Consider the following 14,764-nt stretch of genomic DNA (forward strand, 5'->3'; position numbering starts at 1 on the left):
AAATATTATACAAAGGAAATAAAATGAATAAAGTGTTGTTTTCAGGTTTTTTGGCTATTAGTTTAAATGCGGCTGGATTTTTGATGATAGATAGTGATAAAACTGCATATTTTACAATTAACGACCATAAAGATAAAGTTGAATTTATTAGCGGAATGAATATATTTAAAGATGATGTTTGTTTTTCTTGTAATGATACTTTTGATAAAAAAATTGATTTTGAAGCTAAAAAAGCGTTAGGTATTAAATATGACAGTATTAGTCTAAAAACTAATGATAGTAATTTTAAAATAAGATACTTATCTGGCAATAATAAAGAAGAGCTTAATCTAAATGAATTTTTTGCTCAAAGTTTAACTCATTTTGGAACAATAGAAATAATGGAAGACGTTGTTTTTGCAAGCAATGATTTAACAAGCGTTCGCTTTCAATTAATTGAAGATAATAAAGGTGCTCATCCATTACATTTTGTAAAATTTGCAATTCTAGATAAAAATGGCAAAACAATAGGTTCTGATTATGCATTTAAAAATATAGATAAATTAAAAGAACTAATAGAACAAAAAATAAGAAATTATCAATCAAAAACAAATCATCCTGAAAAAGACAGCAAATTCTTTAGTCCACTGGAATTAAATAATTTTTATTTTGATAATCTAGGAATAGTTTTTTCATACAGTCCTTATGAATTATTTTCATATGCAAGTGGATATATAAAAGTTCGTATCAACTACGAAGAGTTAAAACAATTCATAACTGATGAATTTAAAAATCAATTAAAAAATAATAAAGTCATAAAATAATTCTATTTTTTTACTAAATAAATACACCTAAAAAATTTATTTAAATAAAATTTTCTAGGTGTTGTTTATAAATAATAAAATATAAAATAAATAAAAATCCCAACAAATCAAACTAAAACACTGATATTTAATTAATTATTGTTTTATATTTTATATAATTAGCACTAGTTTAGGAGTATTAATGAAATTTTTTATATCTTTAATAGTTTTTATTACTAATATTTTTGCAAATAATTTTCAAGATAGTGATTTTATAGAATTAAAAAATATAAACATAAAAGATTATTATGTAAGCGAATATATTGATGGAATGTCAGCAATTTGGAATGGTAAAGAACTATATAATAATCACAAAATAAAATATGACATTGATAAAAAATATCTAAAAAATTTTCCACCATTTGAAATTAGAGGCTTATTATTTTGCGGAACTGATTACTATGATACATACAATGATATTATTTTAGATAAATTTAAATGCACTAAATTCTACACCTATGATGTACCAAATAAAACTGGGGAATTAAAAGAAAGATTACAAATATTAAGAGATTATCTAAAAAAACATCCAACTGAAAATATAACATTTGTAGAACAACACGAATTTGATAATGAAAAAGACTTTATAGATTTTTTCAACACTACGACAATTAATGGCTCTGAGGGAGTATATCTTCACAAAAAAGGAACCACATACGATATTCCAAAAGAAGAAAAAATCATAAAAATTAGAAAATTTTATAAAGATAATTGTGTTATATCTAAGGTAAATATACAAAATAATAAATTAAGCAATTATCAGTGTAAATGGAAAAAAGCAAATGCAGCAAGAGCTATTGATGGTGATGAAGAACGACCAGAAAACAATGAAGTAATTGATATTAGTATAGGTGCTGGATTTACAATAGAGCATATGCAAAACCCTTTAAAAATAGGGGATAAAATTGCATTTAAATACTACAAATTAAATAAAAACAATATACCGGTACACTGTGTATTTTTAAGAAAATTTTAATTATTAAGGAAAAAATATGAAAAAAGTATTATTATTTTTAAGTTTATTTATATTTGTTTTTACTGCGTGCAACAGTGAATCAAATAAAGAAATAAAAGTTGGCGATATAATCACACTAAAAAGTTGGGATAATCAAGAGATTAAAATAAAAAGAATTGAAAATGGATTTTCATTAGTAGATAGTGATAAAATTTTAATTATAGATATTTTCGGAACTTTTTGTCCGCCTTGTAGAGCTGAAGCTCCTATGTTATTTGACATTCAGTCTAAAAATCTAAATGATTTAATAATATTAGGACTTTCATATGCTGAAGAAGTTGATAATGAAAAATTAAAAGAATTTGCAAAAAATTATAATGCTTATTATTTTTTAACTAATGACAAAAGAGCTGATTTAATAGTTGAAGCAATAGCTAACGATATCAAATACAACACACAAATTCAACTCCCATTCAAAGTTATGATAAAAGATGGCAAATATCAAAATTTAGGTGAAAATTTATATATATTAGGAAAAACTGACGAAGGTTTATTAAAAGAAAGTATAAAAAATGCAAAGGAAAATAAATGAAAAAAAGTCTTTTTATAAGTATGATAGCTTTATGTTTTGTTGCTTGTAATAAAAACGATGTAAATATTGATAACATTATTAGCAAAGATAGAATTTTAGAAATGGATAAAAAAGAACAAAGATATTTAAAAAATAATGAATATAAAATTACTAAAATATTAGATAAACAAAATTTAAAAACATACAATACTGCAGGTGAATGGTCTATAATAATTGATAATAATAATTTTGGCCTATTTGTTGGATGTAATAGAATTTTTGGTTCTATAGAACAAAACAATAATCAATTAATATTTAAAAATCCAGCAAGTACAAAAATGATGTGTCTTCCTGATATGATGGAGGTTGAAAATTTAATATCTATTAATCTAACAACATTAAATATTGTTAGTGATGGTTTAGAAAATAACAATATTAAAGTATTTTTTAAATAATAATGATATTTTTAGCCAACAAACCGATTAATATTAGCTCAAATCATTTTGCTCAAAAATTAGGGCGAAAACTTGAGCTAAAATTAGGATATTCTGGAACACTAGATCCATTTGCAAGTGGGGCATTATTAATGGCTTGTAAAAAACATACTAAATTATTTAGATTTTTTAATCTTGAACCAAAAATATACAATGCAACAATATGGCTTGGTGCTAATAGTCCTAGTTTTGATAATGAAAATATATCTTTACACAATGTAGAAGAATTAAATTTAAAACAATTACAAGATGCTTTTTCTCATTTTCAAGGCAGTATAACTTATACGCCACCAAAATTTTGTGCTAAAAAAATAAATGGAAAAAGAGCCTATGAATTAGCTAGAAATAACGAAGATTTTAATCTAAATCCATGTGTTATGAATGTAAAAGCAAAATTACTATATTATTCTCATCCATTTATAAAATTTGAATTAATCGCTTCTAAAGGGACATATGTTCGTTCTTATGCACAATTAATTTGCAATTATTTAAATGTAGTTGGAACACTTAGTTCACTACAAAGAGTTAGTGAAGGTAATTTTAATAAATTTAAAGAATACAATGCTTTTGATAGTGTAAATTTAGCGGAAAACTATTATTTAGGAGATATAAAAGATATTTTACTAGGAAAAAAATTAGATATATCAAATTTTAGTAATAAAAAATATGGAATATATAAAATCAATTTAGGAGAAACTTTCAGCATTATAGAAATAAATGACAATATTAGTTATTTACTAAATAAAATTGAAAAATAAGAACAATGAAATCGTATGCGAAAATTAATATTTTTTTAAAGATTACCGGAAAAATTAACAATTATCACCAGCTATCTTCAAGATTTATAAAACTTGATAATTTATATGATGAAATTTATATGCTGCCAAAAAAAGATTTATTAAAATATAAAGAAAAATCATTATATGAAATTCCATTCTTTAGTAAAAAATCAGAACAAATAATGAAACCTATAAAACATTTTGAAAAAGATAAAATTATGAATAAATATTATTATATAAATGAAAATTTATTAAGTAATTTTTATTCAGAAAGTAATATTTTTGATAAAGTTTTAAATAATATACCAGAAAAAATCAAATTAGATTTTTTGACAAATTACGCCATTATTTTACACAAAAATATACCAACATTTGCTGGTCTTGGTGGCGCTAGTTCTAATGCTGCTAGTTTTATAAAATTATTATTAAAATTAGGTAATTTTGATAAATTTGAAATAGCCAAAAAAACCGGTGCCGATGTTAGCTTTTTTATAAGTGATTGTAAAGCAGCTAATGTAAGTGGTTATGGAGAAATAATTAACGAATTTAAAGATTGTGATTGTAATTTTAATATATATTTTTCAGAACCATGTTCTACCCAAAAAGTATTTTATGAATTTTCAAAAAATCCTATATACTATGAATCAGATGATTTAAAAAATTTAAATACCATAGAATTATTAAAACATTCTAATTATTTTTTAAATGATTTATTATTACCTTGTGAAAAAATTTACCAAAAAGTAAAAGAATTAGCAAAATTAGGATTTTTTATGAGTGGTAGTGGTGGAAGTTTTTTTACAATAAAACATTAATAATATTAAAGTAATTTATTTTATATAAAACACTTCTACAAATGAATATAAGTTTATTAATTTAGCATTACATATATATGGCAACTATTTCTCTTTACTCGTTGATAATAAATTTTACTTAATATTATGAAAGTGTGTAAATAAAAATTATCAATTTAAATTTAATAAAAATATTTTTAAAAAACTTAATAATAATTTAAATTAGTTTAAAACTTTTATATAAACTATAAACTTTAAGTGATGTGAAATAAGTTGAAAGCTTTATATGCTCCTTATTTAAGCTTAATTTTTGTAAAATGTAAATACTTTACAAAGTATATGAAATAAAAGTTTTTGTTTTATACTTTTTTAAAATACTTTTAAAAAATATTTATAAAAGCTTATTAAATAAACTTCAAAGTCCTTTTAAAAACCTTTAAAAAAATCTATGTGAAAAATATTGAAAGAACATTTTTAAATAAATTATTCTTAAAGTTAAAAAAAATGAGATTATAAATTATTACATAAATCCTTTCTTAAACATATTTATAATATTTTAATTAATAAAAACCATTTAAACAAGAAAAATAAAAAAAAATATCTTCAAAGGCTTTATCATTAAGAAATAATATTAATTTTATATCTCATATTCTTTAAAACAATTTATTTTTATAAGATTGTGCTATGTATTGATTAAACATTTCATCATTTTTTTCACTCTCAAGCTTTTCTTCAATACTAGGCTCTACGCTATTAAATCCATCAATACAATTTTTATAAGTAAAATCCATAATATCTTTCATTTCATTTGTTTCATAATATTTAATTAATTTTTCTTTAAACTCACTAATAAGCTCAACAGGTATATTTACTAAACCTGCTCCGTTACTAATTAAAACCTTATTAGCACATAAAATAGCTGTTCTTTTATTACCATCAATAAAAATTTGTCTTCTCATTAGATATAGCATTAATGTTATTGCTCTTTGTGTAGCATTTGCGATTTTTTGTATTTCGTTTAATTCTTCTATAATTTCCTCTTTATGTGGCATTTTAGGTTTGTAAGTTGTTCCGCCAATAACCACATCAAATTGCCTTATGTAGCCTGATTGATAGATTAAATTTGCACCTATAGTCTTGTTCATTTTACAAATATAAGCAAAATCAACTTCAGGATAATTTATAGTATCAAAAAGAACATACCAAGCGTATTTAAGGTTGTTAATAGCTACAATATCATCTACCTTTAGATTGCCCACGCTTGCACCATTATAAATAGCTTCTACTTGTGGAAAAGTTACATTAATTCCCTCAAGTCTCGCACTTTTATAGATATTATCTACGATATTTCTTTTTGCTAAACATATGTTGTATTCTAAGCTCATATGAAATTTATTTTTCATATTTATTAATCCTAATTGTCTTTTTATAAAATAATGATAGCATAAAAAAACTCCTTATATCCGTTAATGATATAATAATAGATTAGATAAAAAATATCCTACTGTATTACATAAAAAACTAGTTTTAATATACAATTTTATCTCTTTTGAGCTATTTTTTTAAATATTGCATTAAAACTATATAATTATAAAAATAAATATAAATTCAACACAAATTAAAAAAAAATTAATGAATAAAAAGGAAGTGGCCGGGAGAAAGGGATTCGAACCCCTGGAGGCTTGCACCTCAACGGTTTTCAAGACCGCCGCTTTCGACCACTCAGCCATCTCCCGAAAGTTATCTAGTTTTTTCTTCTATGTATCTAGCACCAGAGTTGATTTTTTCCTTAGTCCATTGACCAGCATTAGAAGAATCTTGCTTAATCCCAGTCCAAGTATTAGAACAAGCGATAAACACAAAAGATAAAAGAACACACAAAGCTACTTTCATATTTTCTCCTAAAAATTATTGGAGGTGATACTCGGATTTGAACCGAGGATCAAGGCTTTGCAGGCCCATGCCTTACCGCTTGGCTATATCACCTTTAAGTGGTGCCCAGGGCCGGACTTGAACCGGCACGGTAAAAACTACCGAGGGATTTTAAGTCCCTTGCGTCTACCATTTCCGCCACCTGGGCGACCAAGCTAACTATAAAATATGGAGCGGGAAACGAGGTTCGAACTCGCGACCCCAACCTTGGCAAGGTTATGCTCTACCACTGAGCTATTCCCGCAAAATAAAAACAAAATTATATATATTTTACCTTAAATAAAGCTTAAACAATATAAAATATTAAAAATATTTTTAATACTTAAAAACTTATTTAATAAAAACAACTTAAATTTATATATAAATATAAAAATTAAATTATAGTATTCGCAAATTTTAAGCATTCATTCAAATATTATTTAATACTAAATCCTAAACTTTTAAAATAATATTGTTTTATAAATAAATATTTTTATAATTTTTTAAATAAAAGTTAATACTTTATGTAAAAATTCAATTTAACATTATTTAAACTAAAATGGTTTTAAATATTATTTTTTTAATTAAATAAATTAAAAAATTATGTGCTAAATTCATAAAATTTATAATATTTTATTGATAATATTTATTAATTTTTTTTGTTATTAAATTTAAGAAAAAATTCAAAAAAATTATATATTTTTTTAAGGATTAACTTGCTATAATTTCTCCGTAATTCAGATTAAACAACTACTTTTTATTATTCATTTATACAAAGTCTCTAATTAGAGCAAAACAACAAAATTTTTATTAAAAATAGCAATATTTTTAATCGGTTTTTTTGATATATATTATCTTTTTTAACAAAGGGATTTTTATATTAAAAATTTAGCATTAGGTGAGTAGTTTTTAAAAAATTTGAATTACATAATAAAAGAATAATAATCCTTTTTAGTCTGAATTACAAAATAAAGGGGATTGTGTATGAAAAAATTATTAGTTTTATTGTCGTTTATTCTTATGATTGTTGGTTGTAATAATCTTTTAAGTGTTGGCGATAACAATACAAATACATTTAATGAAAATAAACAAATAGGAGAATTAAAATGAGTGATGTAATAGATATGTCTTTAAGTTTTAGTGAAAAACAAGCAGTTGCGTATGCATTTTTAAAAGCGTTTTATACTCGTGAGGAGTTAGGATATAGTGTTGATGACTATGAAGCAAAAGATGTAACGCCAAAAATAATTGAAATTGTTAATCAAATGGGTAAGGATATAATTAGGACAAATAGGATTATACAAAGTGCTAATGTGTTTAAAACTCTTGCAGAGGGTTTAGGTAGTAAAGTTGAATTTATAGCAGCACTTGTAGATTTAATCGCTAGTGGTTCTGGTAGTAGTTTGCTAGACGCTGTTAATGTTTCTGAGGATACATTGATTAAAGAAAGAAAATTAATTAGACGCAATGTTCTTGCGTATAATATGATGAAAGTTATTTTAGCACGCGAAAAAACTAATATTGAATTATCATTTCAAGGCATAATTTAATTTAAATGCTAGGATTAAAAGTCCTAGCATTACATATTCTTAGATTTATTTTTAAAAAACATTCTAATAAGAAAAATAACGATAATAAATAAGGCTATATAATAATATTTGCTATTTTTTTCTTGCTTTTGCTCTTTTTCAATAGTTTGAATTTGTGTGCAAGAAAATTTAAATCCTAAGTCGCAAGATTTTTTATAATATTCCATTGCATTTTTTAATAAAGATTTTTTTTCTTCATCATTATTAGAATCTAAATTCATTATTTCATAAGTTGTGCCAATAATATAGCAAGATGTTGCTACTTTTAAATTACAAGCTTTTTTATAATAATTTATACTATCTTTTATTTTATCATCACTTTTTATTAGTTCATCTTTATATATTTTACCTATAGCAGAACAAAATTCTCCATTTCCTTTTTCACATTCATCTTTAAAATATTTTACAAATTCATCTTTTTTATCACAATTAGTAGCAATGTTTGGTTTATATTTACATTTATGAAGAAACGAATGTAAAGCGTCAATATAATTATCGCTATATTCTTTTAAAATTTCTAAATCTATAGCAAGTAGATTAAAAGCAAAACACAATAAAATTAAAATCTTTTTCATAACCCCCTCCTCTATTTATAATTAAAAAATAACTCATAAAAATTAAATATAAAACTTTATTTCTTTCTTAATATACTTAAATTTTAATTATATTTAAATTAATCTTGTATTATTTGAAAAATTTATCTAAAAGGCTTACAAATGACTTTTTCTGAAATTATTTTAAATTTACAAAAATACTGGTGCGAACAAGGTTGTGCTTTAATTCAACCATATGATTTTCCATCAGGTGCTGGGACATTTCATACTCAAACATTTTTAAAGGCGTTAAACCCTACTCCACACAATGTGTGCTATGTAGCACCATCAAGACGTCCAACCGATGGAAGATATGGAGATAACCCAAATCGCTTAGGTGCTTATTATCAATTTCAAGTATTAATGAAACCAAGTCCTGCAAATATTCAAGATTTATATCTAAATAGTTTAAAAGCATTAGGATTGGATTTAAGTAAACATGATATTCGTTTTGTAGAAGATAACTGGGAAAGCCCATCACTTGGTGCTTGGGGACTTGGTTGGGAAGTATGGCTTGATGGTATGGAAGTTACTCAATTTACATATTTTCAGCAAGTTGGTGGATTTGCTACTCCTATGGTTAGTGCGGAGATTACTTATGGACTTGAACGCCTTGCTATGTATATTCAAGATATTGATAATGTTTATGATATAAACTGGGGTGGTGGTTTAAAATATGCTGATATCCATAAACAAAGTGAATTTGAATATAGCACATACAATTTTGAATTAGCTGATGCTACAAGACTTAAAGAAATGTTTGATATATCATTTAAAGAATCTAGAATGATTTTAGATAAAGGATATAGCTTACCAGCATATGATTTTTGTTTATTATGCGCACATTTATTTAATACACTTGATGCAAGAGGTGCTATAAGTGTTACTCAAAGGCAAGATTTTATGCTAAAAATTAGAGAGCTAAGCAAAGATTGTGCTAGTGTATATCTAAAAAGCATTACAAAATAAAGTGGTTTTTCCACTTTATTATATAGCTTGTATATTTACTACATTTTTACCACTTCTTTTACCGTGGTATAATTCTTTATCAACGATTTTAAAATAAGAAAGAAATTTATTTTTATTTGGTTTTTTAATAAATAAACCACCAATTGTTATGGTAGATATAATATTATGTCTAGATACTTTTTGTTTACTTACTGCATTTTTGATATTTTCCATATAAATTTGTGCTTCTTTATCATCTTTAACATTAATTTTTAAAATAAATTCCTCCCCACCCCACCTTGCAACTATTCCATTTTTGTCAGTTACTTCATATAAAATTACAGATGATATTGCTTTTAAAACTAAATCTCCAACATCATGACCATAAGTATCATTAATATGTTTAAAATTATCAACATCACATATAGCTAATAAAACATTATTAGAATTATCAATATTAGGAACTATTTTTTCTTCAAAATATTTTCTATTATAAAGCCCTGTTAAAAAATCTTTATAAATTAAACGGGCTAAATCAGATATATTTTTATTACTAGTAATACTAGCTAAAATACCATAAGCAATCATATAAATGACAGAAACTAAAATATTAATATGAAAAATCAAATCTTGTTTTGAATTATAAATTCCTATAAAATCATTTCTATAATTATATATCAAAAATATACATATTATTAAAAATATAGTAATAAATATTTTTGGTAGCCAAGATGAAAAAAAACTAAATTGTAAGAAAAATAAACACATTAAAACTATAGTAAAGTTACTATTATAACCTACATATAATATACCAAAAACTTGATGAAAGAAAATTTCAATAAATGTTAGTATAAAAACTATATTTGGATTACCTTTATAATATAAATACATAACAAAAATATAATTAAAAATAGAGTATATATTAAAATATACCATTTCATATATCTCATTAAATAAAAATACAAATAAATACACAAAATGAGAACATAATATAGCTGCTAAAAGGTATAAATTTAAATCTAAGTCTTGTAATATTTTTTTAATCTTTTTATCCATTATACAACCTATATTTATTTTAAAATAATGATTTTACATAAATTTATTTATAAAACAAATATAAAATCAAAAAAATATATGTTTTGAGGAAAATTAAATGATTTATTTAGCACAAACTGATACAACGGCTGGTTTTCTAAGTAAAAGCGAAATTGAAATAAATTTAGTAAAAAAAAGAAATATAAATCAACCGTGTATAATGACTAGTTATTACTTTACAAGTCTTAAAAATAAAACTTCTATTCCAAATAAATTTAAAAATCAAATAAGAAGGTCAAAAAAAACAACATTTATATATAAAAACAATATATCTTTTAGAGTTATAAAAGATACAAAACATAGTGAATTTTTAAAAAATTTTGATTTTTTATATTCAAGCTCTGCAAATTTACATGGTAATAATTTTTCATTAGAATATGCAAAAAGTATAGCAAATATCATAGTAGATAATAAATTTCAGCAAAATTCATCATCTAAAATATACAAAATAAACAATACTACAATAAAAAAAATTAGATAATTATTTATAAATATTTATAACATTTAATTGTATAGTCGGATTAATCTTAAAATAATTTTTTTGTAAAGAATAATGAATATTAACTATTTCATTATCTTTCGGATAATAATCGCAATTAAAATAAATTGCATCAAATTTATAATTTTTTTGAATAGCGCTAAATTTCAAATGCCTATTTTTAAGAATGCTTATGTCTTTAATCTGAATATTTTTGCTAATAAAATAAGGTTTTTCATTGCCTTGACCAAATGGCTCATAACTACTTAAAATATCCAATAATTCCATGTCAATCTCACTAAAATCTAATTCACCTAAAGTAGAATTAGTATCACAATATAAAATATTTTTAGAAAAATCAGTATTGTTTAAATTATTTTTAAATTTTTCTAAATTATTCACATCTATACTAAGCCCAGCTGCTGCTTTATGTCCGCCAAAACTTTCTAAAATATCACTATTTTGTTGTAATAATTCTAAAATATCAATATTTGCAACACTCCTTGCGCTTCCTTTTGCTAAGTCATCTTCAATATTAAAAACAAAACTAGGTTTATTATACTCTTTAGCTAATTTTCCAGCAACTATTCCTAAAATGCCCTTATGCCAATGTTTTGAATAAGCTATTATTACATTTTCATCAATATTTACAAATTTTTTAGCTTCTTCATAACTTTGCTTTTCTTCTCCTTTTCTTTCCATATTCAACTGCTCTATTATATTTAAATATTCACAAGCACTTAAATAATCATTAGCTCTTAAAAATTTATAAGAAATACTAGCATCATCCATTCTTCCACTAGCATTTAATAATGGTGCTATTAAAAATGGAATACTCTCATAATCAAAGAATTTCTTTTTATATTTTTCTTTTAAAACTACAAAAGCAGGACGATTTAATTTATTTAACTCTTTTAAGCCATAACGAACTAGTATATGATTTAAATCATTTAAATTCATCATATCAGCAACAATTGCAATACACAATAAATCTAAAAAACTAGCCATATTGTATTCTATATCTAATTCTTTTTTAATAGCCCCACATAGCCACCAAGCTACTTGTGCCCCGCAAATCTCACAATTAATATGCTTAGAAAACTCACAATCATCTCTTTTTGGATTAATTACAGCATAAGCATTTGGTAAAGTATCTCCTGGGGTGTGATGATCGCTTATTATTAAATCTATACCTAATTCTTTACATTTATTTGCAGCTTCATACGCTACTATTCCATTATCAACCGTGATTATTAAGCTAGCGTCTAAATTACTCACTATATCTTCGCTAATTCCGTATCCATCGCTAAAACGATTTGGAATTTTAACAATTATTTCTACACCTAAATTAGCAAAAAATTCACTCATAATAGTAGAAGATACTATGCCATCTACATCATAATCTCCTACTACTGCTATTTTTTCTTTATTTTTTATTGCCTTAGCTATTCTAATTGCTGCTTTATTCATATCCTTAAAGGTATGAGGTTTTGGAATAGTGCTAAGGCTTTTATGAAAATCGTTTTTAAATCTATCTTCTAAAACCTGCTTAATTTTAGTTTTATTTAGTGCAAGCATTGTCTAATAAAGCCTAAGATGACAGGATTTGCTTTAGTTAGCCTTGAAGTAAATTCAGGATGATATTGAACGGCTACGAAGAAATCATTATTTGTATTTTCAATAGCTTCAATAAGTCCATTTGATTCTCCACTAATAATAAGTCCATTTTGCTCGTATAAATCACGATATTTTGAGTTAGCTTCATAGCGATGGCGATGTCTTTCATAAGCTACTTTAGAATTATATAACTTACTTAAAAGTGTGCCTTCTTTTATATTACAAACATATTCACCAAGTCTTAAAGTCCCACCTAATGGAGTTTTTATTGTTCTGATTTCTTTTGAACCTGATTGATTAATAAATTCATCAATTAAATAAACAATAGGATTTTTAGTATTCTCATCAAATTCAGTTGAATTAGCATCATCAAGTTTTATAACATTTCTAGCAAATTCAATTAAACTAAGCTGCATTCCAAGACAAATTCCTAAAAATGGAATATTATTTTCACGAGCGTATTTAATAGCCTTGATTTTACCTTCAACACCACGCTGTCCAAATCCACCAGCTACAAGTATTCCATCATTTCCAGCTAAATCATTTTCATCTTTTAATTCTTCGCTATCTATCCAATTAATTTCTACTTTTGTATCAAGATTTGCGCCTGCGTGAATTAGTGCTTCTGTTAAAGATTTATAACTTTCTTTTAAATCTATATATTTTCCTACGAAAGCAATTTTAACTTTTTTGCTTGGATTAATTATTTTTTCTGTTAATGCTTCATACTCTTTTAAATTAGGAGTTTTTAGCTTTAGATTTAAATGTTTTGCAATAGGTAAAAGTATATTTTGCTCTAAAAATTTAAGTGGAATTTGATATATGCTTTTTGCATCAATACTTTCTATTACACAATCAATTTCTACACCACAACTCTTTGCAATTTTTTCTTTTATTTCATCGCCTAGTTGGATTTCACTACGAGCTATTATCATATCAGGACTAATACCTATTCTTCTTAATTCTCCAACTGAATGTTGAGTTGGTTTAGTTTTTAATTCTCCTGCTACTTTTATAAAAGGAACAAGAGTTAAATGTGCGTAAAATACATTATTTTTTCCGTATTTAAGTCCTAAAGAACGAATTGCTTCAAGAAATGGTAAGCCTTCAATATCCCCAACCGTTCCACCAATTTCTACTACTAAAACATCTTGATTTAAAGCCGCTGCTTCCATTCTACTAGCAATTTCGCCTACAATGTGTGGAATTACTTGAATAGTTTTACCTAGATATTCTCCACGGCGTTCTTTTTCAATTACGCTTTGATATACTTTTCCTGTAGTAAAGTTATTAAGATGAGTTAAATCTTCATCTAAAAATCTTTCATAATGTCCTAAATCAAGGTCAGTTTCTGCACCATCTTTTGTAACAAAAACTTCTCCGTGTTCAAGTGGGCTCATAGTTCCTGGGTCAATATTTATATAAGGGTCAGCCTTTAAAATACTTACCTTTAATCCACTTTGTTTTAATAAACTTGCAATGCTAGCTGCTGCAATTCCTTTACCAAGTGAGCTTAAAACTCCACCTGTTACAAATATAAATTTAGCCATACTTTTTCCTATCAGTTTTTTTTATTGTATATAATTTTATTTAATAACTTCGTTTTTTAAAAATTCTAAAACTCTAATTTGAGCGTAATTTTCTATTTCTATTTCATTTTCTTTTGAATGTTTTCTTAAAATCAATTTATCTAATTGAACGAAATTTATCTTATTAATATATTTTGGATTTTGCTTTGTTAATTTCAAAATATCCTTTAATAATTTATCAACCCCTAAACAATCAGATCTAGCTATTAAAATATAATCTTTTATGGTAACTAAGAAAATTTCTCTTTGTAATTTTTTCTTATAAATTTCATTTGATATATCTCTTATTATATTGTCTAATTCAGGTTTATTATCTTTAAGTACAGCTACCATTGAAGCAATTAATTTAGCTCTATAATTTAATGAATTATTAGTTCCTAAAAAAGTATTTTGAACATTTGCTATAAATTTATATATAAAATCTAATTTCATTTACCCTCTATTAAGTCATTTTATCTTAAAATGCGTTTTCTCAAGTCAAGCCTTGTGCAATGTTTGTAAAAAGCAGA

Annotated in this window: 17 protein-coding genes and 4 tRNA genes; 10 read left to right on the forward strand and 11 right to left on the reverse strand. The window is 24.5% G+C overall.

Annotation, left to right across the window (positions count from 1 at the left end; all coding sequences use genetic code 11):
- The first annotated feature begins 23 nt into the window (after positions 1–23).
- The 6 genes from NY022_RS02720 to NY022_RS02745 all read left to right on the forward strand — a co-directional run bounded on the left by NY022_RS02720 (position 24) and on the right by NY022_RS02745 (position 4,456).
- Positions 24–803, forward strand: a complete 780-nt coding sequence (locus tag NY022_RS02720) for an RsiV family protein (RefSeq protein WP_267523444.1) — start codon at positions 24–26, stop codon at positions 801–803.
- Positions 804–984: 181 nt separating this feature from the next.
- The gene (locus NY022_RS02725) at positions 985–1,818 is read left to right on the forward strand and encodes a hypothetical protein (protein WP_267523445.1); all 834 of its coding nucleotides are present in this window, start codon (positions 985–987) and stop codon (positions 1,816–1,818) included.
- A 16-nt stretch (positions 1,819–1,834) separates the two neighbouring features.
- Positions 1,835–2,389 carry a TlpA disulfide reductase family protein gene (locus NY022_RS02730; protein ID WP_267523446.1) on the forward strand — a complete coding sequence of 185 codons (555 nt, stop codon included), beginning with the start codon at positions 1,835–1,837 and terminating at the stop codon, positions 2,387–2,389.
- Positions 2,386–2,823: an META domain-containing protein gene (locus tag NY022_RS02735; RefSeq protein ID WP_267523447.1), complete on the forward strand. Its 438-nt coding sequence runs from the start codon at positions 2,386–2,388 to the stop codon at positions 2,821–2,823. The genes NY022_RS02730 and NY022_RS02735 overlap by 4 nt, the downstream gene beginning before the upstream one ends.
- On the forward strand, positions 2,820–3,620 hold the full coding sequence (gene truB, locus NY022_RS02740; protein ID WP_267523474.1) for a tRNA pseudouridine(55) synthase TruB: 801 nt from the start codon (positions 2,820–2,822) through the stop codon (positions 3,618–3,620). Before NY022_RS02735 ends, truB begins: the two co-directional genes overlap by 4 nt.
- A 5-nt stretch (positions 3,621–3,625) precedes the next feature.
- Positions 3,626–4,456 carry a 4-(cytidine 5'-diphospho)-2-C-methyl-D-erythritol kinase gene (locus NY022_RS02745; protein ID WP_267523448.1) on the forward strand — a complete coding sequence of 277 codons (831 nt, stop codon included), beginning with the start codon at positions 3,626–3,628 and terminating at the stop codon, positions 4,454–4,456.
- A gap of 632 nt (positions 4,457–5,088) precedes the next feature.
- Here the strand turns inward: NY022_RS02745 and NY022_RS02750 are convergent.
- The 6 genes from NY022_RS02750 to NY022_RS02775 all read right to left on the reverse strand — a co-directional run bounded on the left by NY022_RS02750 (position 5,089) and on the right by NY022_RS02775 (position 6,611).
- The gene (locus NY022_RS02750; protein ID WP_267523449.1) at positions 5,089–5,838 is read right to left on the reverse strand and encodes a Fic family protein; all 750 of its coding nucleotides are present in this window, start codon (positions 5,836–5,838) and stop codon (positions 5,089–5,091) included.
- 245 nt (positions 5,839–6,083) lie between these two features.
- Positions 6,084–6,171: transfer RNA gene (locus NY022_RS02755), tRNA-Ser, on the reverse strand.
- 4 nt (positions 6,172–6,175) lie between these two features.
- Positions 6,176–6,328 (reverse strand): hypothetical protein, encoded by a 153-nt coding sequence (locus NY022_RS02760; protein WP_267523450.1) that lies wholly within the window; start codon positions 6,326–6,328, stop codon positions 6,176–6,178.
- A gap of 19 nt (positions 6,329–6,347) precedes the next feature.
- Positions 6,348–6,421 (reverse strand) — tRNA-Cys (locus NY022_RS02765).
- Between the two features lie 6 nt (positions 6,422–6,427).
- Positions 6,428–6,515 (reverse strand) — tRNA-Leu (locus NY022_RS02770).
- Positions 6,516–6,536: 21 nt separating this feature from the next.
- Positions 6,537–6,611: transfer RNA gene (locus NY022_RS02775), tRNA-Gly, on the reverse strand.
- A gap of 719 nt (positions 6,612–7,330) precedes the next feature.
- Here NY022_RS02775 and NY022_RS02780 point away from each other — a divergent pair.
- Together NY022_RS02780 and NY022_RS02785 are read left to right on the forward strand one after the other, a co-directional pair.
- On the forward strand, positions 7,331–7,456 hold the full coding sequence (locus NY022_RS02780; RefSeq protein ID WP_267523451.1) for a hypothetical protein: 126 nt from the start codon (positions 7,331–7,333) through the stop codon (positions 7,454–7,456).
- Entirely contained in the window at positions 7,453–7,896 is a 444-nt protein-coding gene (locus NY022_RS02785; protein WP_267523452.1) for a hypothetical protein, read from the forward strand. Before NY022_RS02780 ends, NY022_RS02785 begins: the two co-directional genes overlap by 4 nt.
- 29 nt (positions 7,897–7,925) lie before the next feature.
- On the opposite strand, the gene NY022_RS02790 is transcribed toward NY022_RS02785, so the two are convergent.
- Positions 7,926–8,510 carry a hypothetical protein gene (locus NY022_RS02790; protein ID WP_267523453.1) on the reverse strand — a complete coding sequence of 195 codons (585 nt, stop codon included), beginning with the start codon at positions 8,508–8,510 and terminating at the stop codon, positions 7,926–7,928.
- A 141-nt stretch (positions 8,511–8,651) separates the two neighbouring features.
- Between NY022_RS02790 and NY022_RS02795 the strand changes: the two genes are divergently transcribed.
- The gene (locus NY022_RS02795) at positions 8,652–9,497 is read left to right on the forward strand and encodes a glycine--tRNA ligase subunit alpha (protein ID WP_267523454.1); all 846 of its coding nucleotides are present in this window, start codon (positions 8,652–8,654) and stop codon (positions 9,495–9,497) included.
- 18 nt (positions 9,498–9,515) lie between these two features.
- On the opposite strand, the gene NY022_RS02800 is transcribed toward NY022_RS02795, so the two are convergent.
- Positions 9,516–10,532, reverse strand: a complete 1,017-nt coding sequence (locus NY022_RS02800; RefSeq protein ID WP_267523455.1) for a GGDEF domain-containing protein — start codon at positions 10,530–10,532, stop codon at positions 9,516–9,518.
- 97 nt (positions 10,533–10,629) lie between these two features.
- Here NY022_RS02800 and NY022_RS02805 point away from each other — a divergent pair, with 97 nt between their 5' ends.
- Positions 10,630–11,052: a Sua5 YciO YrdC YwlC family protein gene (locus tag NY022_RS02805; RefSeq protein WP_267523456.1), complete on the forward strand. Its 423-nt coding sequence runs from the start codon at positions 10,630–10,632 to the stop codon at positions 11,050–11,052.
- On the opposite strand, the gene recJ is transcribed toward NY022_RS02805, so the two are convergent.
- The 3 genes from recJ to NY022_RS02820 are packed head-to-tail and all read right to left on the reverse strand — an operon-like array spanning position 11,053 to position 14,687.
- Positions 11,053–12,627 (reverse strand): single-stranded-DNA-specific exonuclease RecJ, encoded by a 1,575-nt coding sequence (gene recJ / locus NY022_RS02810; RefSeq protein ID WP_267523457.1) that lies wholly within the window; start codon positions 12,625–12,627, stop codon positions 11,053–11,055.
- Complete coding sequence (locus NY022_RS02815) at positions 12,615–14,216, reverse strand: CTP synthase (RefSeq protein WP_267523458.1); 1,602 nt, start codon at positions 14,214–14,216, stop codon at positions 12,615–12,617. Before NY022_RS02815 ends, recJ begins: the two co-directional genes overlap by 13 nt.
- Positions 14,217–14,252: 36 nt before the next feature.
- Positions 14,253–14,687, reverse strand: a complete 435-nt coding sequence (locus tag NY022_RS02820) for a hypothetical protein (RefSeq protein WP_267523459.1) — start codon at positions 14,685–14,687, stop codon at positions 14,253–14,255.
- Positions 14,688–14,764: the final 77 nt, after the last annotated feature.

Origin of the sequence: Campylobacter sp. MG1, assembly GCF_026616895.1 — a bacterium.
GTDB lineage: Bacteria > Campylobacterota > Campylobacteria > Campylobacterales > Campylobacteraceae > Campylobacter_E.